The 25,235-nt window shown below is 46.1% G+C and carries 15 protein-coding genes; 5 read left to right on the top strand and 10 right to left on the bottom strand.

Annotated elements, in window-relative coordinates; genetic code table 11:
- The first annotated feature begins 53 nt into the window (after positions 1-53).
- Positions 54-1,703 (top strand): Si-specific NAD(P)(+) transhydrogenase, encoded by a 1,650-nt coding sequence (gene sthA, locus C6W44_RS12920; protein ID WP_105246235.1) that lies wholly within the window; start codon positions 54-56, stop codon positions 1,701-1,703.
- A 181-nt stretch (positions 1,704-1,884) separates the two neighbouring features.
- Here sthA and C6W44_RS12915 read toward each other — a convergent pair whose 3' ends face one another.
- The 5 genes from C6W44_RS12915 to C6W44_RS12895 all read right to left on the bottom strand — a co-directional run bounded on the left by C6W44_RS12915 (position 1,885) and on the right by C6W44_RS12895 (position 8,343).
- A complete protein-coding gene (locus tag C6W44_RS12915; protein WP_105246233.1) occupies positions 1,885-3,075 on the bottom strand; it encodes an ABC transporter permease in 1,191 nt (396 codons plus the stop codon).
- Positions 3,075-4,487, bottom strand: coding sequence for an ABC transporter permease (locus C6W44_RS12910; protein ID WP_105246231.1), 1,413 nt, complete (start codon positions 4,485-4,487; stop codon positions 3,075-3,077). Before C6W44_RS12910 ends, C6W44_RS12915 begins: the two co-directional genes overlap by 1 nt.
- Before the next feature lie 3 nt (positions 4,488-4,490).
- Positions 4,491-5,684, bottom strand: coding sequence for an HlyD family secretion protein (locus tag C6W44_RS12905; protein ID WP_105246229.1), 1,194 nt, complete (start codon positions 5,682-5,684; stop codon positions 4,491-4,493).
- Between the two features lie 45 nt (positions 5,685-5,729).
- Positions 5,730-6,596 (bottom strand): YihY/virulence factor BrkB family protein, encoded by an 867-nt coding sequence (locus C6W44_RS12900; protein WP_105246227.1) that lies wholly within the window; start codon positions 6,594-6,596, stop codon positions 5,730-5,732.
- A 109-nt stretch (positions 6,597-6,705) separates the two neighbouring features.
- Positions 6,706-8,343, bottom strand: a complete 1,638-nt coding sequence (locus tag C6W44_RS12895; protein WP_227526446.1) for a TolC family protein — start codon at positions 8,341-8,343, stop codon at positions 6,706-6,708.
- A 695-nt stretch (positions 8,344-9,038) separates the two neighbouring features.
- On the opposite strand from C6W44_RS12895, the gene C6W44_RS12890 reads away from it, so the two are divergent.
- From C6W44_RS12890 to C6W44_RS12875, 4 genes are all read left to right on the top strand, one after another.
- Positions 9,039-10,697 carry an FGGY family carbohydrate kinase gene (locus tag C6W44_RS12890; protein ID WP_105246223.1) on the top strand — a complete coding sequence of 553 codons (1,659 nt, stop codon included), beginning with the start codon at positions 9,039-9,041 and terminating at the stop codon, positions 10,695-10,697.
- Between the two features lie 265 nt (positions 10,698-10,962).
- Entirely contained in the window at positions 10,963-11,475 is a 513-nt protein-coding gene (locus C6W44_RS12885) for a hypothetical protein (RefSeq protein ID WP_105246221.1), read from the top strand.
- 273 nt (positions 11,476-11,748) lie between these two features.
- A complete protein-coding gene (locus tag C6W44_RS12880; RefSeq protein ID WP_105246219.1) occupies positions 11,749-12,768 on the top strand; it encodes an endonuclease/exonuclease/phosphatase family protein in 1,020 nt (339 codons plus the stop codon).
- Between the two features lie 233 nt (positions 12,769-13,001).
- Positions 13,002-13,694, top strand: coding sequence for a TetR/AcrR family transcriptional regulator (locus C6W44_RS12875; protein ID WP_100749531.1), 693 nt, complete (start codon positions 13,002-13,004; stop codon positions 13,692-13,694).
- Between the two features lie 147 nt (positions 13,695-13,841).
- Here C6W44_RS12875 and C6W44_RS12870 read toward each other — a convergent pair whose 3' ends face one another.
- The 5 genes from C6W44_RS12870 to C6W44_RS12850 form a co-directional block, all read right to left on the bottom strand.
- Positions 13,842-14,612: a hypothetical protein gene (locus C6W44_RS12870; protein ID WP_105246217.1), complete on the bottom strand. Its 771-nt coding sequence runs from the start codon at positions 14,610-14,612 to the stop codon at positions 13,842-13,844.
- Positions 14,613-14,784: 172 nt separating this feature from the next.
- On the bottom strand, positions 14,785-20,115 hold the full coding sequence (locus tag C6W44_RS12865; RefSeq protein WP_105246215.1) for an SdrD B-like domain-containing protein: 5,331 nt from the start codon (positions 20,113-20,115) through the stop codon (positions 14,785-14,787).
- A gap of 139 nt (positions 20,116-20,254) precedes the next feature.
- Positions 20,255-22,345: a beta strand repeat-containing protein gene (locus C6W44_RS12860; RefSeq protein ID WP_105246213.1), complete on the bottom strand. Its 2,091-nt coding sequence runs from the start codon at positions 22,343-22,345 to the stop codon at positions 20,255-20,257.
- Positions 22,346-22,411: 66 nt separating this feature from the next.
- Positions 22,412-22,876 carry a hypothetical protein gene (locus C6W44_RS12855; RefSeq protein ID WP_105246211.1) on the bottom strand — a complete coding sequence of 155 codons (465 nt, stop codon included), beginning with the start codon at positions 22,874-22,876 and terminating at the stop codon, positions 22,412-22,414.
- Between the two features lie 249 nt (positions 22,877-23,125).
- Positions 23,126-25,162 (bottom strand): hypothetical protein, encoded by a 2,037-nt coding sequence (locus C6W44_RS12850; RefSeq protein ID WP_105246208.1) that lies wholly within the window; start codon positions 25,160-25,162, stop codon positions 23,126-23,128.
- Positions 25,163-25,235: the final 73 nt, after the last annotated feature.

Raw genomic sequence — 25,235 nt, 5'->3', positions numbered from 1 at the left:
GACGCTGTTTCATGGGCGATACGATACATACATTAATATATAAAGAGGACATAATGGGAAGTAAAAAACCAAGCGATGCGACCAACGATGTTGGTGAAGATACCCATACCGAAGTATCTAACAAACAAAGCGCGCCTATACCAAACCCTGAGCACACCAAAGGTAAAGGTAGAAAAGAGAAAATCGAGCAAACCCACGAGCAAGTCACCGAAGACATCATGCATCATCCTGACTTGGTCAATCCGCTCGATGATACTCGTATCGATATCAAAACTGGCTTTACCAAAGACTCGCGTCGTCTAAAGGGCGATAAGCATCAGTATGAGTATGATGTGGTGGTCTTAGGGGCGGGTCCTGCTGGTGAAGCGGCGGCCATGAAGCTGACCAAAGCGGGCAAAAAGGTGGCGGTGATTGATCCGCGTGAGCAGGTCGGTGGTAATTCAACGCACGTCGGCACCATACCGAGTAAAGCGCTGCGTCAATCGGTGTTTAACTTGATCAACTTTCGCCGTGATCCCATGTTTACCAAAGCGATGGAATACAAGCAAGTCCCGCTCAATGAAGTGCTGGCCAAAGCGCGTCAAGTGATTCGCCGGCAAGTCAACACCCACACGCGTTTTTATGAGCGCAATCGTATCGAAGTGATTAATGGCTGGGCAAGCTTCGTCGATGCCCATACTCTGCGCGTCGAAACCGATGACAATATCTTTGAGACTGTCACGTTTAACAAAGCCATCATCACCGTCGGTAGCCGCCCTTATCGCCCAGATATTCTTGACTTTAACCATCCACGGGTATTTGACTCTGACAAAATCTTGCAGATGGACTATGTCGTCAAAAAAATCATCATCTATGGCGCAGGGGTTATCGGCTGTGAGTATGCTTCTATCTTTACCGGCCTTGGCTATAAAGTTGACTTAATCAATAACCAAAACCAGCTACTGAGCTATTTAGATAGTGAAATTAGCGATGCGATTGCCCATGACTTTAGGCAGTTTGGCGTTCTGATCCGTAGTAATGAAGAGATTGATTATTTAGAAACCCATGACGATTATGTGGTCTTGCACCTAAAGAGCGGCAAACGCATCAAGTCAGACGCGATCTTGTGGTCTAATGGCCGTTCAGGCAACACAGAAGGCCTAAACCTAGAGGCCATCGGTCTTGAAGCCAATAGCCGAGGCCAGCTAAAAGTCGATGATACTTACTGTACCGAAATCGACAATATCTATGCAGCCGGCGATGTGATTGGCTGGCCGTCTCTGGCGTCGGCCGCTTATGACCAAGGGCGCTGTGCGGCAGCCTTTATGGTCGGTGACAGTGATGCAGAGCCTGTATCAAGTGTACCGACTGGTATCTATACCATTCCTGAAATCTCTAGTATCGGTAAGACAGAGCAAGAGCTGACGGACGAAAAAGTCCCTTATGAAGTAGGTCAAGCATTTTTTAAACATCTGGCGCGCGCACAGATCATCGGCGAGCGCTCTGGTGTATTAAAGATATTATTCCACCGTGACACGCTGGAGATTTTGGGTATTCATTGCTACGGCAATCACGCCTCAGAGATTATCCATATCGGTCAAGCGGTGATGAAGTGCAAGAGCAACAACACCCTTGAGTACTTTGTAAATACCACCTTTAACTATCCAACGATGGCTGAAGCGTATCGCGTGGCTGCATTAAATGGACTAAACCGCGTTTTTTAAAAATGACGCGCGACGTTCAGTCAAATAAAAAAGCGTCTGCTTATGATTAGCAGGCGCTTTTTTTATGGCATTTTTAGATGAGTTGCCTTTTAGACTAGGGCGTGTCCTCATTTTAAAAATGGCGATAAAAATGAGATGAGAGGACACGCCCTAGAAAGCTTTTAAACGAGCCGAGCCGCCGCTACGAGACTTGCCTACGCTTTGGCGCATTATACCAGCGAAGCCACACAAGTAGCGCAAAATACAGCGCCCATAAGGCCGCTAGCGCATAAAACCCAGTCGCGACCTGAGAGATACTCGCGCCCATTTGGTTTAGCTGGACTGAGGTATTGATGGCGGGCGTGGTCGGAATAAACCAGCGCACTATTTGTAAGAAAGTAGGCAGCTGGTCGGCAGGCCATGGGTAGCCGCTGACAAAAAACATCGGCAATGAGCTAAAAATCAAAATCTGCATGCTGCGCTCACGCTGACGAAACCAAAGCCCAAGTAGGCAGCCAAGTGTCGCCACCGCCGGACAAAACAGTAAAAGAAACAGCAGGCTGCCGAGCATATTTTGCCCGCGTGGGTAGTGATGTAGCTCAAACGCCCAGCCATAATAAAAGCAGCCGATCAAAAAGCTCAGTGTACTAAGCGCTGTGATACGCCCAAGCCAGCCGCTGATGCTGGTCTGATGCCGCCGCTGCTCATACCAAGTACCAATGAGCATGGCAGTGGCCATAAGTAGTGTTTGCTGCAAGATGATAATAGAAACGGCGGGCACCACATAAGCACCATAGCCTTCTGTCTGGTTGTATAGCGGGACAATCTGTAGCGGAACGGCCTGTGCGTTTTGTGCGGCTGTCGGGGCATAGGCACCTTGCGCGACACTCTTTTTAATTTTGACCCCGGCGGAGACCGTGCTAACCGCTTTTAAAAACCCCATCTGCACGTTTTTGTTGAGCAAAAAATAACCGCCATTACCAAGAACACTGACACTAGCTGCTTTACCCGACAGCACGTTTTGCTCAAGCCCACTTGGGATCACCATATAGCCTGCAATTTCATCTGCCCAAATGGCTTCCTTAGCGCTTTGTTCGTCTAAAAACCGTCTGGTGTCGAGCTGCGGGCTGGCGCTGGCATAACGAACGATGGTGCGTGATAAATCGCTGTTGTCTTTATCAATGATGCCGACTGGCACATGATTGACGACCTCCGATGAGTATGGCCACGGATAAAAAAAGCCATAGATGATGGGGGCAATAATCAGCATCAATACAATGCCTTTGTCCGTAAAGACGTCTGTTAGGGTCTGAAAAAAGCTTGCAAAAAAGCCTTGCGCTGGCGGCTGCGGCTGGGTGCCTTTAGCGTTATGATCTGTTGATAATGGCGGCATTAGCGTGCTCCCCAGCGCTCAGGATGTGCCAGTGCACGTTTGGTGAGTAGGGCAGTCAGCATCATAGCGACGACAGTGGCGATGGCAAGGCCGTAGAGTATCGGCAGGGAGATGGCGACAGGCGCTTGCATCTGCATCTGCGCGATATGTAGCTTAAGATAATGGGTAAGTGGCAAGGCGTCTGACCAATGCTTGGCACTGTCACTGATGGCAATATAAGGAAAGGTCACGCCAGCAAAGGCATACGAAGGCGCGGAGATAAAACCAGTGGCAGACAAACCCATACGTAATGAAAAAGAGCCTAAAGTAAAAATAGCGCCCAGCCAAAACGATAGCATCATCAAAAGCAGCAGGCCAAGATAAGTGGCAAAAACAGCGCTGCTCGCTACGGACTCTTGCGGCGTGGCCAGCCACAGCGCCAAGATAGACCAGAGACCATAAGCCAGCATCGGCCAAAAGTACTTACCCAACAACCCAAAAAGCAAAACACCCATGTGCACGCTCGGCAGCGTAGATACAGGTTTTTGATTGGTGTTGTCCTTAGCGGTACTATTTGGCAGCTTAGCTGCAGGTTGACTGAGCGCGGCTATATTTTGCACAGTGTTATCAGCTACATTGTTATTCACATTGGCACTAATATTGGCACTAATATTGGCACTAGCACTATCACTAATATTGGCACTAATGCTGCCACTAAGATTGTCATAAGCCTGAGCAGAGGCGATAAAACCATACCAATGGCCAAGCTGCTTATCTCGTAGCTCACGGCCGATGGTCGTGGCACCGATGACCATGGCCAGTATGTGTAATAGCGCCGGTATCACGGTAGAGGCCAAAAACTGCTGATAGTCGGTGGCGGCATTAAACAGACTGATGCGTTGTATGCTGATTGGCGAATAGGCGATTGCCGCTTGTGATGGTGCCATGCCTTGTTTGATCAAGCGCTGAATCTCAACGCCTGCCGACAGAGTACCTGCGACTGCCTGCACACCAGTCTGAATAATACCTGAGTGCGTGCCATACTGGGCATTTACTTGTAAAATAAGCGGTGCGGATTTGCTCGATAAGATATTGCGCGAGAAGTCTTCAGGGATGATGACAACAGCGTAGATATCACGCTGCAAAATAGCCGCTTCTGCCTCTGCGGCTGAATAATACATCTGTCTGACGCTCAGCGTTGGGCTGGCATCAAGATAGCGCACGGCGGTATTGGCCACTGGGCCATTGTCTTGATCAATGACCCCAATAGGCAGGTTGGTAATCTGAGTCTGCGAAAATATCCACCAAATCAGCAAGACGGTGAGCAAGGGAATCCATACCACCATGGTCAAGTCCCATGGGTTTTTGTGCAAAAACCGCCGCTCATAGGCGGCGCTACGTATAAAAGCCTCACTTAGCTGAGTTAGGCGCATGGCTTACTCTTGGCTCATGGTGGTTGGGTCGATAGGTACGATGACACTCATACCGGAGCGGATACGGGCATCGGGCACAGTCGGGCGAGCCTTGACCTCAAAGGTGCGCACATCAAAACCATCATCGTTATTGGTCGGTCGCCACGTGGCAAAGTCGGAGAGGGTCGAGGTGGCATAAACGGTAAATTGTTTGTTGTAGGGCTTGCCGGCAGAAGATAGCGCTGGGATGGTGCCCGTAAACACTTGACCGATGGCAAATTGATTGAGATGCGACTCGGTGACATTGAGCACCACCCACTGATCGTCGGTGTTGACCAGCGTCAAGATTGGCACTCCTTGACCGACGACTTCGCCTGCGCTTACGATGACATTATCAACGATACCAGCAATCGGACTTTTAAGATTGGCTTCTTCTTTTGCGACCAAAGCCTCGTCAAGCTGGGCATCAACCTGCGCTACTTGTGCGGTGGCCGCTGATTTATCCTCACTGCGCGCACCTTCTAGTGCCAAGTCATACTGCAGCCGCGCCGCTTCGGTCTGATCTTGGGTGGCCAGATACTGCGCATAAGCTTCATCACGTTTTTGCCGTGCCATCAAGCCTTCTTTATAAAGGCGGTCGACACGCTGATAGGTGTTTTGTGCCAAATCAGAGGCGGCTTTGTTGGCCTGCCATGCCGCTTTTGCCTGCGCAATCTCTTGCGGGCGCGCGCCGTTTTCGGCTTTATCCAACTGGCTTTGGGCCATTTGTTTGCCTGCCCGCGCTTGAGCGATCTTGGCATTGATCTCAGGCGAGTCCATTTCAATCAGCTGCTGGCCGGGTGTGACCTCATCACCTTCGGTAACTAAGATTTGAGCGATGCGCCCTGGCACCTTTGCGGCGATAGATGTTTGCTGCATTTGCATCTGTCCTTGCAGCGTCACAAGCGGTGGCTCACTTTGCGCGGTGCTTTTGTATAGGCCGTAGGCAATGACAGCAATGATGATGAGTGCCACGCCAGCCAGTAGGGTTTTTTTTCGCATGGCGGCATTGTCTGACTTTGGCGTACCGCGATAATAATCGGCCGCGGCTGGTGCTGGGCTGTCATCAGGCGTCTCTTTTACAGACTCCGTTGGCGTCTGTGCATCATGAGGCCGCGCTGATTCATCAGAATCAGGGAGTTTGCGTGAGTCGTCTGATTCGTTTGGAAATTCAGTCATGACGGTGAGAGTCCTAAAGCAACAAAGTTGAAAACAAAGAGGATATTAATACACACGAATCGCATAAGGCTTGGCGTTTTCGATCGTCTCAGCGTTAAAAATAGCACCAAAGGCGACGATAAACGCTGAATAATACAGCCATAGCATAATGACCACAGCAGCCGAAAGCACGCCAAACTCAGCGCTATAATTATTAAAGTTTTGCACATACAGCGAAAACAATATCGACAGCACAATCCAAAGGACGGTCGCTACCAGCGCACCTGGTACCAGTTTTTTTAGCGCGACTGCGTCCCGATTGGGCGCTAATCGGTATAAACCCAAAAAGCATAAAAATATAATGCCTGCCAGTATCGGCCATCTGCTCCAAAGCGCCACTGTCTTGGCGACTTGCGGGAAGGGCAGATAAGCGGCGGCGACAGGAATAATCGCGATAGAGGATATGGCTATAATCAAAACCACCACCGCCGCCAAGGTTAAACCAAGGGCGCGTATAGTGCCTTGAATAAAACCGCGCTCTTGGCTGATATGAAAGGCCAGATTGATAAGAACGATTAATGACTTAACCCCTTTGGAGCCTGCATATAAAGCAACTAAGGCTGAGACAGTCAGGCCAAAAGTGAGGGTAGAGGCGGTGTTAGAGACCAGATCACTTAGGCGCGAATCTAAGACGTCATATACCGTATCAGGTATAAAGGGGCGTAGCAGTGATATCTGCTCTTGCATCTCGGCGGGCGAAAACGCCAAGCCGTACAGCAGCACAAACACAGCCATGACTGGAAAAATCGACAAAAAACCAAAATAACCGACGCTTGCGCAGTGTGCCCAAACGTTTGAGGTATTAGCAATACGCCACGTCTCTAGTAACGTCTGTCGCCAATTGCGGGTCGAGGTAGCAGTCAGATTTTTCATAAGACAATCATTCACACTAAAGGTTCAGGTTAGGTGTCTCTATCAGCCATGTTAAGTAAATGACGGTAGCTTACTTAAGTCGTTGTGATTTGTTTTTCGCTGTGTTTTTTTATTGCTGAGTATATAAAGTCGGCAATTGAATGTCAGCAGCATTGAGGTAAGCATTGAATGCCAACGGTGTACCGCAGCTTTGCATCAAGGAGGCCAGTGCTTGTACATAATCATGTGCTGCTTGTGCCTGCTCGGTACGAGCTTTGAGCGCTTGCGTTTGTGCTTGTACCACATCTATCGTGGTATTGACACCTTCTTGTAATCCCAAACGGCGTAAGCGCAGCACCTCTGCGGCCAGATCTACATTGCTCTGCAGGGCTTGATAGCGTGCTTGGGCATTATTGACATCATGCCAGTTTTTTTCGACCAGCAGGAGTAAGTTGTCACTGACCTCGATCTCAGACAAGTCAGCTTGACGAATCTGCGCGCTACTAGAGGCCAGTGATGCGGTTTTGTCGAGCCCGCCCCACAGTTTCCAGCTGGCAGAGATACCAGCGACCCAGCTTGGGTCTTTTTCAACTTGCCCGTAGCCATAAAGCATGACCGTCGGCTTGTAGCCTGTATCGGACAAGGCATGTAGTTGCTGCGCCTGCGCGCGCTTGGCCGCAACTTTTTGTAGCCCTGGGTGATTATTGAGCGCCAAGTCCTGAAAGTAGCTGACATCAGGCAACGGGCGGCTGGAGACAAACAATGGCGTAGTGGGCTTGATACGGTAGTCAGTGCGTAGCAGTCTTTGTAGTGCAATCATCGCAAGGCGAGCATCGTTGTTGGCTTTGACAGCTTCGCTTTTGGCATCTGCCAGCGCCGACTGTGCCTCTAGTCTATCGACATGAGAGATAAAGCCTTCTTCATACAAGCGCTCGGCCATATGGTCGGTCTGTTTTAACGTATCATAAGCATCGTCGCGCAAATAGGCGGCAATGATGGCAAGCTGCGCTTTAAAATACCGCTCGATTAATGTGTTATATAGTGCGTTTTTATCCAGTATGCTATCTGCGAGTGCTTCTTGGGTACGGGCGCGGGAGGCTCCCGTTAGAGCTGCGGTGCGTCCGGCGGTATAGATGGGCCACGCCACGCCTAGGCCAGCGCTGGTCGTCTCGCCTGAGCGCTTAAAATCATAAGAGTCCGGCAGGCGTTCGCCGACGAGCTCACCGAAGTTTGGCAAATCTGGGACAGGCGGCGGGACAATGCCATCGACGCTGTTATTAATCTCATTGACAATGCCGCTTCTGAGTGAAGACAAATCGATATCCTCATCGAGGTGGTAGGCACTGGCTGAAACGCGCGCAAACACCAGTGGGTTGTCTAAGGTTTTGAGAGCGTCGGTTTGGTATTCACTGGCGGCGATGGCTGCATCATTGGCTGCGATCTTGGGTGAGACTTGCAATAAGATATCTTGTGCTTGCTCAAGGCTCAAAAAACTAGACACATCCAGCGCATAGCTGTTGTCCACTGTCTTGTGCGTGATGGGGTCGATAAGCGTACTTAAGGGCTTTGTGGCACGCTTATTGTCATGATTCATCGCACTGTGTGCGATGCGGATGTCGTCGGTTGCCTGAATACGCGCCGCGCTATCCTCTGCCTCAACGATTTGCGTGATGGTTGGTATCTCATTTTGAAAGCCGGCGTGGCTAGGCGCTGCCGTGGGGTCTACACGAGTGTCTGTGTTTGCATGGGTAACTATCGATGCACTCATTAGAGTCACCGTCATCATAGCAATAGAGAGAGCCGATAAAGCAAATTTCATAAGTCACATAAGCCGTTAATGAGAGTGCAAGGTATGATTCAAGACCATCAGACCTATAAAAAAGTACACTGGTATACAGGTTGCTACGGGTATGACTGCGTATCGCAAGCCGGCAGCAGATAGCATTGTACATTTATTATAGACTATTCATCCAAAGCAAATAAGTGAGGATGTGCCCTATTATGAACATACTGTAGAGCCTCAATCGTGACGGGTCAATGCTCAGTATTTTGACTTTTTCTATTGTGTATTAAATAGCGCCATGATAGACAATCAGCTACAGTAAATAAATAGACATCAAACCGCGCAAAAGATGGCTATACATATGGCAAGCAGTGCCGTCAAAATACCGCGCTATAATCGGTATCATAAGCCTAACATCAAAAATAGAAGACTTAGCGTTATATAGGACATATAGTCAGTTGAACATGAAACTGTTATATAAACTTAAACGCGCTACTGGTATAAATTTTACTTGCGTGCTGCGTTCCTAGAGGCTGCGCAACCTACGTTTAAAAATAGCATCCCAGTAGCGCTATGCTCTTTTTAGAGTACATCGACTATACTCAGAATAGGACAGACTCAGGACATATTGTAAACTGAGCTGACGATTATTTAGCATATCAGCAAAAAAGGGGCAGGTAATGGCAGGATATATATTGGCCTTAGATCAAGGCACGACATCGAGCCGAGCGATACTCTACGACGATCACGCCCGCCCCATTAAGATGGCGCAGCAACCGACGACCTTGCAAACACCTAAGGCAGGTTTTGTAGAGCAAGATGCCCAGCAAATTTGGCAGACGCAGATTAGCTGTGCGCACGATGTGATCAACCTCGCAGGCCTGCTGGCCACCGATGTTAGTAGCATTGCCATCACCAACCAGCGTGAATCTATTGTGATGTGGGACAAACAAACCGGCAAGCCATTAGCGCCAGCGATTATTTGGCAAGACAGGCGTACGGCCAGCTATTGCAAAACTCTGGCCGCTGAACCTGCAAGTCGCGGCGAGTCTGACAGCGGTGCACGGAGCAAAAGCGCATTGAGCAAAGTTGCGGTTATCGACACGGGTCTCAATAGCAGCGCGCAGCATGGCATGGCAGAAGAGGTGCAGCGTCTGACAGGCCTGCGCCTCGATCCATATTTTAGTGCCAGCAAAATCGCTTGGCTGCTCGAAAACAACCCTAAGCTGAGCGTGCGCGCCAGTAGAGGTGAGATAGCGGTGGGCACCATCGATAGCTGGTTGATATACAAACTGACTGGTGGCGCGCATGTCATCGATGTGACCAATGCATCTCGGACGTTATTGTTTGATATTCATAAGCTGGCATGGTCAGAGGTGCTTTGTGCCCGTTTTTCGATACCTATGAGCATCCTACCCACCGTTTTGCCGTCTGACGGAGATTTTGGCAAGACCAAAAAAGGCCTATTTGCCAAGCAAATACCTATTCAGTCGGTATTGGGCGATCAGCAAGCGGCGCTCTTTGGCCAAGGCTGTCTGGACGCGGGTATGGCCAAAAACACCTACGGGACTGGGTGCTTTATGCTGATGAACATAGGCAAACAACCAAAAATCAGCGAACATAAACTGCTGACCACCATCGCATGGCAGCGAAAAACCAGCCCAACGCGCCCAGATAACTTATCATTTGACCAAATCGTTCAGTCAGGTATGCGCCTATTACAGCCACCAAAAAAAGAAGTGACCTATGCCTTGGAAGGTAGTGTGTTTATGGCAGGTGCCATTATCCAGTGGCTACGAGATAATTTGGGTATGATTAAGACAAGTGGTGAAGTGGAGGATTTGGCACGGCAAGTAGACAGTAGTGAAGAGGTGGTACTATTGCCAGCTTTTACAGGACTTGGCGCGCCTTATTGGCGCTCTGATATCAGCGCCAGTATCACTGGGATGAGCCGCGGCACTACTAAGGCGCATATTGCTCGTGCAGCGCTAGAAGCGGTCGCTTATCAAACCTATGATGTGCTGATTGCAATGCAAAAAGACAGCCCCCATCCGCTTACAGAGCTCAGGGTAGATGGCGGCGCGGCCAATAATGATTTGCTGATGCAGTTTCAGGCAGATCTACTGGATGTGCCAGTGCTGCGTCCTAGGGATACAGAAATCACCGCAAAAGGTGCAGCAATGCTCGCGGGTCTAAAAACAGGGCTGTATGATGACACCACGATGCAAGCGTCTTGGCAAGTAGAGCGTATATTTGAGCCGAGCATGTCGGCAGATATGCGTGAGCAGCATCTGAGTAAATGGCAGCAAGCCATCAAACGATCCTTAATGCCGCTATAAAACAACGCGATAAATAACGATATAGACAATTAAGGAGACGATAAAGTTAATAAAAGACTATTACTGAAACCCTGAAACGGCCGTACACGACCGTGAGAAAGATACAGGCTGTAACGTAAGGCAATCTGAAGTGGGACAGAGTTTACATAACGCGTCTATCGAAGCTTATCCATAAATTCCTATACTTTAATGGTATTCACAAGTCCGCAAGCTTGGCGGTCTGAGTAGTTAAAATATAACAAATAATGAATGTAAGGATAATATTATGAGTAACCATGACGGTATCGATCGCAGTGAAGTAAAACACATGTCAAAAGAGTCTAAAAAAGACCTAAACGCAGACATCATCACCGGTGAGCCAGGATCGCATCCTATTGGCACAGGTATTGGCGGCGTTGGCGGTGCAGCAGCGGGCGCGGCTATTGGTACAATGGCAGGGCCGCTAGGGACACTAATTGGCGGCGCGATTGGCGCAGTCGTCGGTGGCGGCGCCGGTCATGCAGCTGCAGAAGCGATTGATCCGACGCGTGAAGAAGCATACTGGCGCGCTGAGTATGCCAATGCAGACTACTATCGCGATGGCCTAGATTTTGATCGTGATTTACACCCAGCATATGCAGTAGGCTACGCCAATCGTGCGCGCTATCCAGCTGATGCGCGTTTTGAAGACCACGAAGCTGACTTAGAGCGCTCATGGCACGAAGTAAAAGGCGAGTCTCGCCTAGAGTGGAATGATGCTCGCCGAGCTTCACGCGATGCATGGAACCGTGTTTCTTAATTGGCTTCTTTATAAGGCACTAAAAATCTTATAAAAACTCATTAGAAATATGAATAAAAAAGCGTAAAAACTAAGCAGTATTATAAGAGCTTACTATGACGTTACAGCAGAGATTTTAATTGTACATTAGTTTCTTTCAATCGCTTTTATTTATATTATTTATGTTATTTTGAGGCTTCCGAAGGCATCTTTGGAAGCTTTTTTTATGAAAAAAGTTTATTATTTATGGGTGTTAATGAATATATCAGACATTATAAAAATAATAGGGAATATATGAATAATAAGGCTGATAATCATCAATTTTATATCGCGACCGCAAACTTATTGAACTTTGCAAATCCCAACCGCATTTATTATGACAATGCCCCTGCTTATAATGATACTGAATACAATCATAAGCTACGCGGTATCAGCGAATTGTTGGCGAAGGCTCATGCCGATATCATCGCTGTACAAGAAGTTTGGGATAGTGCCGCTTTAGTAGCGCTGGCGGCGTCTTTAGGTTTTGAGGCAAAGCACGTCATCGCACCGCTGGCAAGTAATGATGCGGCCAGCCCTTATACCCAAGGGCAGGGTGCCCAAAAGACACCAGCGGTAGGCATGATCAGTCGTTTTGAGCCGTTAGAGGTCAGTTTGTTACAGGAGGTGGCATCGAAGGCAGTGCTTGATGTCCCTGATGTAGGCCTCTATCAGCGCTTTAATCGGCCGCCGCTGATGGTGCGAGTTGATGCTTATGGTCAGCCAATCACCATCGTCACCGCGCATCTAAAAAGCAAACGTGCTTTTTTCTTGCGTGATGAGGCCGGTAACTTGCTAGAAGATATGGATGACCCTAATATCAGGGTCCGTGCCAAGCTGCGAAGTCTTTGTATGCGTGCGGCCGAGGCGGCTTCGATTCGTATGTCTATCATTGAGCGTTTGCAGAATACCCGTGAGCCGCTGATTTTGTTGGGTGACATGAATGATGTGACGAATAGCGTCACCACGCAGCTGATGACGGAGACGGGCGAGGTCAATTATGATAAAAGCATGCGCGATGTTGCACTATTTGATGCTGCCCGTATTCAAGCGCGTTATGGCTGGATGAAAGATGTGGCTTATACTCATATTTACCAAGGTATGCCAGAGGTCATCGATCAATTATTTGTGTCAGAAGAGTTCTTACCTGATAGCAAGTTTTCGCTCGGTCAGGTAGAGCGGGTGGACTATTTTAATGATCATTTGAAATGGGATTATGCAGATAGGGTCATCGATCATGGTATTATAAGAGCGAAAATCAAACTAAATAATTAGCAGTATCATACAGTTATATCGACATTGTTATGTTGTTGACTCATATATTATTTTTAACCCACTAAACTGCCTTGCTTGATAGTATACAAGCGTTTATGATGCCTCCTTATTGAAAGGGGTGGCGATGATAGCAATGAATTATTGTTAGTCAATCATCGTTGTTTTTTATTTAAGACCAAACTTTCAATAAAGACCGTATTTATAAAATAGGGCGTAACATTAAGAGACTTACAATGAGCGAAAATAAAGACGAAAAGATTGAAGACGTATTGGTAGATTCGGAGCTGGCAAAAAAGCTGGTGCCAAATAAGTTTAAGTTTACCAGTCAGCAGGGTCGTGCACGCCGTCAAAAGCTATTGGCTGGTGCCAAAAAGCTAAGCGAAACCCATGCTATTAACGATATTACCCTTGCAGCGGTGTGCGAAGAGGCAGGTATTCCGCGCGCATCTGCTTATCATTTCTTCCCTAATATCGAAGCGATATTTTTAGCGTTGCGTTTTTTGAACGCCATCGAGATATTAGAGATGGTAGAGACGGTCGATATCGGCAATTACGACAGATGGCAGGGGTATTTGACCGCGTTGATCGATAAGTGTGTGACAATTTTTCATAATGATGAAACCAAAGCCAAGCTGATCTATGATACCAATACTCCAGACTTTGAAGGAGACAGTTTCGGTGAAGATATCGATCATCAAATCGTAGACTTGGTGTATAAGCGCTTATCAGAACGCTATGAGATGCCGAACTTTGATGATATTCAAGACACGTTATTGATTGCTTATAGCATCGTCAATGCGATCTTTACTTTGTCTTATCGTCGCCACCAGACCATTACGGATGACTATATTCAAGAAGCAAATACGGCATTTATCGCTTATTTGCGCTGTTATTTGCCAGAAAAGCTACCGCGTAAAAACCGTTAGTTGACAGTATGCTACTGGTTGAATAGCAACGAAAAAGCCGACATGCTCACTGCATAGTCGGCTTTTTTATGCCTGTACTTATGCTTAGTGTTTAGTGTTTAGTGTTTAGTGCTTGGTGCTTGATGATTAGTTAGCAGGGTAGGTGGCTTAGATAGGAGAGAGCGCTTGCCCATGACATGTGTCTTCGCCTGAGTCAAGAGGGGCGTACGCCTCATAATAGCGAACGATACGCGCTTGCAGGGCAACATTGGTCTGTGAGTCGTGAGCATTGACGTAGGCTTGGCGTGCTTGCTCAAGCCAGCGATCGGCCATACGAAAATGAATCCCTGACTCTCGCCAGCCGCGCGCGCATTGATTGGTGGCCGCCCAAATCAGAGCCACTTCGCTAAACGCCATCTCACGTGGGGCAACAGCGATGCCGTCACTGTCTTTGAGGGCACTTATCGTTGCCCATAGGTCTGGTCGCATCAAGGCAGACATCGCAGGGATGTCTTGATGCAGGCTGATATCTTTTTCTGTGCCATTCTTTAATGAGTGCAGTATGGACTCTGCCGTTTGGGCAGCGTAGGCACCAGCGGTAGAGCGGCTATTGATACTGTCCTGATGAATGGCGTAGTTCAGCCATGCTTGCGCTTTGTAGGCCCAGTAGCGCTGGTGTGCTGTCTTATCCGCTTGCTGATAGGGTTTTACCTGTGTGAGCATACAGCTCAATGCGCGCTGCTGAGTACTTTGGTATTGATAAGAAGGGATATGATTTTCTAAATTGCTATGACAGTAGTCATTACTTATCAGTGTGTTGGTTTTGACACGGTCGCTTGCTGCCAATGCTGATGAAGCAGACGTGAGTAGCAATACTGCGGACAGTGCCGTATAAAAAGAGCGTTTATAGGTAGCTACTGTGCTGGCAGACTTCGACATATTACAACCCTTGTATTCAGGCAATCGGTTTTATTTTTTAAGTATTTGTCAATATCAGGACATACCCTAATCACTATATCAAACGTTTATCAGTATATATAAGCCAACTGAAAAATATCAGTACAGTAATGAAAAAATTGCCGCAGCTCAGAGCGACGACAATTTTGTCAGATTATAGCGTCGCGTTGCTCAGCAAACGCTTATTTTTGCGTGGGTCTTCGCGTTTGAATAAATTCTCATCAAACTTAAAGCGTAATCTGAAGTATGCGCCTTCTTGTGTACTGTCGTCATAAGCGATATCTTCATCCTCAAAACCCATAAAGTTATAACCAAGTGATAACCAGAGGTTAGTCATCGGGCTGTAGCCAACTTCAGCGCCAAGCATGTAGGACATGTCATCGGCTTGCTCATTCCAGTAAGTGCCGGCCTGTAGACCTATATCCCAGCGCTCGCTGATGTCATATAAACCGCGTGCATAGGCAGCATGCGCGGTGTTTTCGCTGACGATATCATCAGCGTCGTATTGGGTATATTTGCCCGCATAGCGACCAGAGAGAGTAAGGGCACGCGTTGGATGGTAGTTGCCGCTCCACGACCATATCGTTGTATCTTTTTGATATTGGTCAGTGCCAGTAGCATTGTCGTCTAAACGGTACTCAAGTTTTGCTAGCATGTCTAGCTGATTGCTATCATAGTCGCGGTATGCAGCGCCTAACTGAAAACGGTTGATGGTGCGATGGCCATCATCATAGTCGACCTGTGAGTAGATGTCCTTGGCAAGTAGGGTAATATCATCGGTATAACGATAGGCGATGCCTGCACTTCCTAATAAGGTGTCGCTGGTTTCGCCCCAACGTTTCTCAAAGCGTCCTGAGGCTTTGTAGTTTTCTTTGGCTAAGTATTCGACGCCAATGCCCGCTGCGGTCGCCGTATTGTCTGTCTCGCCTTCTAGTGATTCGACGCGCTCAAACAAGGTGCTTAGGGTCAGACCTTCTTGCACGTACCATTTGTTTTTGAGACCGATAGCGGCTTCTGCTTCGCGCGCACTGATCGCATCACGCATACGATATTCGCTATAGACCTTGCCATCCTTCATGTAGGTAGCATCAAAGCCAGCAACAGTACGTTGGCGCTCGTCTGTATCATCAAGGCCATAACTGCCAGATAAGCTATTGATTAAGTCGTGACGCGCATACAAGCGACCGAGGTTACCCAGCGCTGTCTCACCGCCGATGGACGTGGCATTACGAGAGCTGTTTTCGATATCTTGCTCATACTCTGCAAATACCAAGCTATTATTTAGCTTGGGCAGGCGAGAGGTAATACGAGCACGAGCGGTGGTGCCTTCGATGTCTTTATCCGCATTGCTAACACCATTCAGTGCTGACTGGTTGATAATGTCATCGTTAAATAACGTATCGTCAGTGACGTCTACGACATCTGTGGCAGCTTGAGTGTTGCGTGAAGCGGCAGTAGCATCTTGCTTGTAGTAGCGCAGACCAACTTCGCCCACGATGTTTTTGCTCAGGCGCTGCTCGACACTGGCCTGTACGCCTTCACGGCTGGCATCAGTGGCGTGGTCTTCTGTGCGTACACCTTCTAGTTTTAAGGCGGTGTTTTTATCATTAAAGGTATGAGTGACTTCTACGCCAGACTCGGTACGGCCAGCCGTTAGCGGAGACGCACCAGTGACAAACCCTGTATCGGCATCATGATAATAGGCTTTGGCACGGGTACTTTTCTTGTCGTCATAATCAAGCTCCACTCTGAAAGCGTCGCCTTCGACGTCATTGCCAGTAAGCTCAGTGTTATTGATCTGATTGCTGGGGTCGTAATTGGGATTTTCTGCTTTGTTTTTGGCATATTCAGCGACCAGTTTTAGCTTATTGTTAAGTTTAATAACACTGTTAACACTGGCAAGCTCTTCTTTATTAAGTGGATCATCACTATTGACATAGCTACCACCAATAGCGACTTTTTTGGTCAGTTGTTGCTTAGCGGCCACACCACCAACCCAGTATTTTTCGCCACCTTCATCGACCTCTACCGTCACCCGTAGGTAGATCGGGTTACCATCGATATCGAGACTGGCAATTGGCGATTTTAGATATAAACTGCGGCTAATCGGGTCGATTTCATAATCGGCAAAGCGGGTCAGTGTTTTGCGGCTGATAATAAGCCCTGAGTTGTTTGCATCACGAATGATGACTTCGACCGTCTCTGAGTTTTCAAGTACCGCATCGAAGTCTTCGCCAAGTGGGTAGGGGCCTGAAATACCAAGACCACGCGTTTCATTGACGCGTTGTGACGTGCTGGTTTCAGCAGCAAAGGCGGTAATACGGGTATTATCGTCCTCAAATTGCGCTTTTAGACCAGTCAAGGTGCGATTGTACTGACCAAGCTCAATCCCTTCATCGTTGTCGATTTGGGTTTTTAGATCACCGTACATCGCAAACGAGCGGCCTTTATCGACACGTACATAAAGCTTGCTGGTCGATTGGGCATCAAAGCCTTTGGCCGATGAGTCGCCATACACAGGATAATACTCGCCCGGCTCGATATCACGGAACAGGCGCTCGCCTTTTTTGTCACTGTCATAGGCCAGTGTCAGCAGATAATCGCCGCGTACTTTGCCTTTTAGGAACATCGCCGCACGACCAGTGGCTGAATAATCATCATTGCCTGAGATTTCATGCAGCTCTTGCTCGAACGCGCCTTGTGCGTCTGTGATATTGCTGCCATCAAAGTCTTTGAGAGAGATAGTACCTTCGACGATACCCACAGCAATGAGTGGACGCAGCTTAGCCGTGAACTGTAGTGGGATAATTTGTTTACTACTACCAGTATCAATTACCAACTCACCTTTGCCTGGTGCGCTTGGCGCGATGACTGGTATTAATAGCTCACCACCTGATACAGTAACTTGGGTACCGGCTTGATCTTGGCTGCTGTCTTTCAGATTGATACGACCGATATTAGTATCAAGTGTAAGAGAAGTAGTACCGATATAGGGGCGATTGTCGCGATCTTTTAGACTAATAACAACCTGATATTCGCTGATACCATCTGCTGGGACTAATTGTGCTTGCGTACGATAATCAATCGCTTGCAGACTATCAGGTGTTAATACGGTGATGGTCTGCTCGGAAATAGTTTTGCCATTGATGTCAGTTGCCACACCACGTAACGTATTGCTTCCGCGTTTTAGGTCAACCGCATAATAGTCAAAAGCCATTACATTTTGCTTTTCTTGCTCAGCAGTTTTACCGACTTGCTGCTCTGATATCGCTTTGCCATTGGCGTATAGAGTAAATATTGAACCAAGTGGTGCTTGTACCTGTACCATCTGCTTGTAAGTACTGAGCTGTTGACCTTCGCTCAGGTTGATAAACGAGACATCGTTATTGGCAACTTCTTTTAAATATTCTTCGAGCTCTTTTTCTACTGGAGGTGCAACCGTTGTCACGGCCATGTCTACACGATTGGTCGCATCCCCAATCATATCGTTGACAATAGCAGAATCACAGTTGTTACCAAGGTCTAGGTCGCCATTGATATTGCAGCCGCTAGCATCGACATTATTAGTCGTGTCGGCATCGTAGTTTGGCTCTAATGTTAGCGCTGTTTTTACCGCTTGCTCTAGCGTATCATTCTTAGCACTCACTGATTTGCTACGAGCGATTAGCTCGGCGTTCAGATGCTCAGTACTATCGCCCATGCCGCCCACAATCGCAAAATCTGCACGATGTAGCTCGCCATATTTCAAATCGACAAAACGGCTGCCAGCATCACCCGCATTACGGTTGCTTTGGGTGACCAGCTCTGTTTCTCTAGGGATCGTAGTGCTATCTACTTTTAGTACGTGTGTTTTGGCACTGACCCCATAAAAGTTGTATTTACCTTCAGGATCAGTAACGATGAAGTTGCCGTTCTCCATATATATACGGACGCCAGCAACCCCAAGCTCGCCGTCTTCTTTTTGCTGAATACCATCACGGTTGATATCGTGATAGACTTTACCAACGATGATACCGTCAGTATTCATGACGTCGCGTTCTACGTCGATTTTCCACTGTGCTTCTCTTGATACTAAGCTTTGGCCTTGCTCATTGTTAGCAACTGCGATTGCGCGGTTGATACCATCACCACCTAGTGATGAAGCACCAACAAGCACACGATAAGTAATTTTTTTACTTTCGCCATTTGCCATGTTTCCCAAGTTCAATACCTGATATTTACCATCAGCTTTAAACTCGGTGGTCTGTGCTTGATTGATATCAATATCAGTCGTTGGACTAACACGTACACTATTCTCAACGTAGTCAAAACCACGTGGTAAGGCATCTTTTAGTTGTACATCGTAAGCAGTAGACTTACCGCTATTTTTGATTTCGATGGTATAGCTGACATAATCGCCGAGTTCAGCACTTTTTACGTCACTTTCCTTTGTAACAACTAAAGCTGGGTTGTCATCGACGATATTAATTTGTGAGCTCAGATCACTGATACGCACGGTGAAGTCAGACGCATTTGGCAATTCATCAGCATCAATGCCAACCGAAGGGGCGATACAAGCATCTAAACTGACAGTCAATGTGTCGCTGTTCAACGTTTGGATAAGCTTATCGTCAATAGCGTTAGCGTTATTTTGAGTGGCTGCTGATAGCTGATATTTACCTGTGTTATTACCGGTTTCTATAGCTTTAAGTGAGTAGCTATCACCACTACCAATGGGCGGGTTAGCTGATTTGATGGTTACCCATACTTGATCAGGCTTGTCAGTTTGTACATTACATTGCGCATAGCTGGCACTGACATAAACGTCATCATTAATTTGTGAAATCGTTTTGCTTTCATCAAATTTAGGAGTGGTGAATTTGATACCAGATTCGATAATGACTAAACTATCGGTCGCACTCACGCTGGTCACTGACGGGTCTTCTAAGACAACTGCACCAATCTTAATGTCAGCAGTATCTCCATCCTTACCATTAGCATCTGATAGAGCTTGTACAATAAACTGAATGTTTTCACTCTGACCAAGCTTGATTTGGGCACTCATGTTATCAAGAATCAGTTGTGTATCACCACTATCGACAATGCCGTTTTTATTCAAGTCTTGATAAACTTTAAGGTTAGACAAAGAAGGTGCTACATCAAGCGTCAGCTCAATAGTCTGATCACTATAGCTAGTATTACTAAGAACATTAACCCAATTCACCAGTGTGTTGGGTGCGACAGTACGCAAGGGTTGCTGAGTTAAGTTAATACCGTATTCAGGTAAGGCAGAGGCTTTGACTTGAACTTGGTTTGAAATGCTATTCTGTTTGATAGAATTGACGTCATAAGAAGCATTAGCGATGTTGTTGATAGTTTGTACGAGAGTGGTGGGTGCAGCAAACGCCATATTTGATTGCATAAGCAACATTGCAGCTGTCAGCGCAGAGATCTTCGCTGTATGCAACGTAATACGATTAGACGGTGTCATTAAAGATTTAGTCATATGTCGCTTATCCAATAAAATATAAAAGGGTCGGGTAGTAATTCTCCAGCTTGGCTCATCAAAATCAATTAGGTCAAGCTGGAGCGTTAGTCTATAAGCGTCTTGTGAAGCTTATAGACTTTGAAATGTTAAATATCAATTAACGAGCGTTTTTGATCTTGATTCTAAAGGTCAAGGTGCCAACGCCCTGAGGAACTAGGGTATAGTTAGTACCAAGAACTTCAGTACTGGTAGTACTAGCTATGCCTGCAATAGAGTTAGTAGTAGCAGAAGTAGCAGGTGAACCAGCTACTAAATCCGCACCAGTTGAGAAGTTAGATAACAAATCCGAGATGGTTAGATCGGTAAGACTGAAACCTAATGCCGCTGAAGACGTATTAGTCGCCTGAATACGATAGATAACACACTGATCAGGTTTTGCATTGATCGCATCCTGAACAAAGGTACTTGCAGCAACCGTACCTGAACAAGTCTCATCTAATGCTTGAGTCTTCACTAAATCTAAGCCTCTAACATTAGTCGTATCAGTCACTGTAGTAGCAGCAGGTGGGTTAGTACCAGCTGGGGTCAAAGTGACGATAGTCTCTTCTTTGCTACCAACAGCTGCCGCATCAGCAACAGTTGCAGGAGTAGTGACATTGCCTGAAGACACTTTATAGTTAATCGCTAGTACGCCACCAGGTGCAATGCCACCAGGTAATGTAGTTGTGTTGAGCGTGTAGGTATTACCATTAGCAACAGTAGGTTGAATAGTTGTGATAACAGCTGCTCCACCACCAGGTGGTGTATAAGTCACACTGACAGGACCAATAACAGGTCTGACAGCTGGATTCAAGCCACCATCAGCAATAGTGAAGGTCAATGGATTAGCATCAGTACCTTCAGCATCTTGACCATTGTTAGTAATAGTAGTCGTCTGTGTGGCTTGACCAGTAGTACCTGAGGCAGGGGCAATCTCTCTGGTGGTTGGCTCATCCAATACAACTGCTCGTCTAGTGAAGTTAGTCACACCAGCAGTATCTACACCAGCGCCGTTACCTTCACCCGCATCATCAGGTATTCTAGTAACATCTATCTTGCTATCTGTACTATCCAAAATATCATAGTCAGTACCAAGTACAGGATTAGCAGGTAGCGGGCTAACCGGACCGACAAACTTATCGTAGACTTCTGCGTTGTTAGTTACTGAACTATTAGCAGATTTAAACTGATCTTTATCGACGTTAACCGTGAAAGTAATCGTGCGACTTGCGCCAACAGCTAAGTTCGCTACGGCAACATCAATAGCTTGTCGAGTACCAACAGTAGAAATCGTAGCGGTACCAGCACCACCAGTTACGGTCACGTCTGATGCTGTGCCATTAGGTAAACTCAAACCTACAGGAAGGACATCTCTGATAACAATATCAGTCGCAGCAGCACTATAGTCAGTAGTCGCGTTAGTGACTACGATACTATAAGCAATCTGTGGGTTGGCGACTGTCAAATCGACAGTACTGGTCGCTGTTTTTACAATTTTGAAGGTAGGCAATCTCACGATAGTTTGGTTTTCGTTCACCAATGTCGCATCAGGTGCATTATTAGCCGTAAAGAAAGTACTGGTCGCTGTTAATGTGCCTACACCTTTGTCATTACCGTTACGATTGTCTGGCGTAGCTGCTTCGTAGCTTAAGTTAGCTCTAGTACCTGGCTGTAGTCTAATAGTACCGCCATTAGTTAGGGTACCTGTCTGCGCTTGACCATTTAAAGCGTTTATCTGAGCAGTAGTTAAAGGAGTGCCATCTGCTTGTACAATAGTAAACGTAACAGGCGCAGTACCTAAAGGGTAGTTGGGATCAGCCGTTACTAGTGATGAGTTATTACCTGTGGTGTTAATGGTATAAGTATCCGTCACGTTACCCGTGTTGGTTAAATTATGAGTAAAGGTAGTTGTACCACCTGGCGTAGCAGTCTGATTGATAGCGATATCGTCACCAATACTACCATCATCAACAGTCGATGTGAGTGCAAAGTTAGCCGTTTCGCTAACGTTAACGGTTACTGTGTTAGAGGTTACAGATGGCTGACTGACGCCAGCAACACTGTAGCTTGCAGTTGCTACGTTATTAATTGGCGCAGCGCCTGCTGTTACAGCGGCATCTGGGGTCGCTGCATTAGCGCCAGTAGACACACCCATTACTGCGGCGACGCCGACAGCTAGCAGGCTATAGTTAAAAGTGTTTGATTTCATATAATGCTCCAGAGTTAAGATTAAAAATTGAAACGTTAAAAGCGTGAAGGTTTAATGTCTATTGAATTAATTAACGGTGGTATTGAGAGCAACAGCTGCTGACTTTTTAGCTGGCAATAACTTAATATTCCAACGCAGAGTGCGGTATTCAGAATATGGAATCTTGACCATCTTGCCATCGACTTTACGCATGAGTGGCATATCAGCATAGTTCTTACCATCAGTGCTGGCTTGTGCGCTGGCAGGATTTGCCTCACCAGTAAATGTCATGTTGGCAGGGATAGGCAGTGTCACCATCAGATCATTAATGTCTTTGTTGATGGTATTGGTATAAGTTGCTTTGTATTGAATGACAGTACCAGCTGGTGCGGTGCGTACTGGCGTATAGACTGTTTTACCTTCCGCATTCTTTATGACTTGATTGGCTGTTAGTTCCATTTTTAGAGCATCATCAGCATGTGCTACATTTAGTAAAGAGCTAGAAGCTATAGTAGCTAATAGAATATTGCGTAGAATCTTGAAACGTTTCATATAAAATCCTTTCTTAGAACATGACTATCAGTAAAAAGTGAACGTCGTATATCATGATGGAGGAGCTAGTAATCTAATATCATTCATCGTTTTAAAAGGCATCTATCTCCCTCTCTTCTATTTTCACGTAATTAATACAATTAGTCATCACAAAAATGACAACTGGCATTTTGGAGGATACAAACGGTAAAAGCCCTGTCTGGTTAGACAGGGCTTGATTGAGTACTCAGTAATTCGATACACAGGTGTTTAATTACTAATGGTAGTACCATATTTAGTATTAAAACGAATGGCCTGACGGCTAGTGGCTGTAGTAGCACCTAAGGAAAAAGTATTGGTGATCACTGTACCGTTGTTACCAATAGATACCGAGTTTGTTGCAAATGATGGAGTGCCACTACTTTCACCAATAGGTATTGGATTGACTAAGGTAGAGGTAATTAGCGAATTATTAGAGTCGTTTTTACTCTGTAGCCTATCCTTAATAACAATATCGGCTAAGGAAACATTACCTCGATTGATAGCTTCAATTCTATAGGCGATACATTGTCCAGGAATAATGTCAGATATTGGTTTTGTACTATACGCACTACTAGCACTACCTTCATAATTAACACCAATTGTGGCAAGGTTATTTAGACTACAGTCATGCACATACTGACTTTTGATTAATACCAACGCAGCATTTGCTTGGATAACATCACCGAAATCATTACTAGGATAGTTGTACTGACTACTAATAATGTTTATTTGTCGCACATCGCTTGTCGTGTCTACAGAATATGTATAGTTGCTAGGTTCATTCTGAGTAACGCAGAGTCTTGTATAGCTACCTACTTGTGCTGGCGTCAAGCTAAAACTATAGGTTCCATCATTACCAATGTTTACCGTCTGAGGTGAGAACGTACCACTATCACCTGTACATTTATTTAGAGTAATGGTATGACCAGTAGTAAAGGGAATACCAGATTCGGTTGGTGAATCGTACTTACCGTTGAAGTAAAAGACATTATTTAGATATTTATCTGATACATCGTCTTTATTTGGGCTTGCAACGTTACCGTTATCGTTAAATACAGTGCCTGAGAATACATAGTTAGATCTATCATTTGTGATTGTACATGTCCAACTATCTCCGTACGTAAGCTTTAGATTCTTTGGGTCTAAAGTCGTAACGGTTGTACCATCCGATCTTCTACATGCATATAACGCAGTATAGTCTGCTAAATTTGTCGTTCCTGAGACCGCCTCTGTCAATGTATAAGTCTTGGTAGGATTAACCTTGAAAGTTCCTGTAGTACCTGTGCCCGTAGTAACTGTATTACCTGAACCCGTTGTAGTAACTGAGTTAATACCACTGGTAACGACGGAGTTATCTGCATTGTCTTTAATTTGAACAGTGAATTGATCCGTATTTTTTTTACGAGAAGTCGAAAGCGCTTTCGAGTATGTTAAGCGTGGCTGTGGTTGGTAGCAATATCCATCAAATACGATATTAATCAGCTGATCACCAGGGTTGTTGTAAAAAGGTCTATTGTTACTATCATAATATTCTAAGTCAGGGTTATTGCCATAAGTCACATTCACCCTGACTACTGGCTGATCAAAAGCTACAGAGACCTTGCACCTTTCATCTACTGAATCTGTATCACATATAACACTAGAAGTACTAGTTTTTTGACGATAAGGCGCAGTAGTTGTCATTCCAGCACCACTATACTTTCGAGTTGGAGTTACACTTGTGCCTGAACTAGTAATACCTGTTATCGTAACTTGGTCAGAAAATTCAAAAAATCTAGTATTGTAAGCTACTCCCAAATAGTTTGTATCTATGTCGTATATACTTAAGCTTACATTAGTAAGGGCTTGCGGTTGATCATCAAACTTATTTTTAAAAGTATACGAAACCGTACGAGTGGATTCCTTGGTAACGAAGTCCTGAAAAAATTCAAACGATTGAAGGTTGCCCGCTAGCGTTTTAGGTCTATAAAAATTTGAGCCACCTGCATCTAAACTGCCAGTAGTAGTCAAACTGTTAGAAGCAACAGTGTAACTTTCACTTTTAAGACCATTTAAAAGTTGGTTTACACCAAGAATAGGTGGTGATGCTGTCGATCCTAAGTTGCTGTAATCAGTGCTTGAAAACTCATCAGAAATGTAACCAGCAGGACATGTTGTTATTGCCGCAAAAGCTAAATAATTAGGTAGCAGTATTAATAAAGATGGTACAGCTATCCAACGCGTTACTCTTGACTTAAAAGCTGACAGTTCAATAGACGAATTCATAATAGCTCCGAGAGTAAGAATGGAATTTGGATATAGCTTTATGATAAGCATAATGTCTAAGTGACAATTAATA

Source organism: Psychrobacter sp. Marseille-P5312 (assembly GCF_900291405.1).
GTDB classification, from domain to species: Bacteria; Pseudomonadota; Gammaproteobacteria; order Pseudomonadales; family Moraxellaceae; genus Psychrobacter; species Psychrobacter celer.
This window is presented reverse-complemented; position numbering and strand designations above follow the sequence as displayed.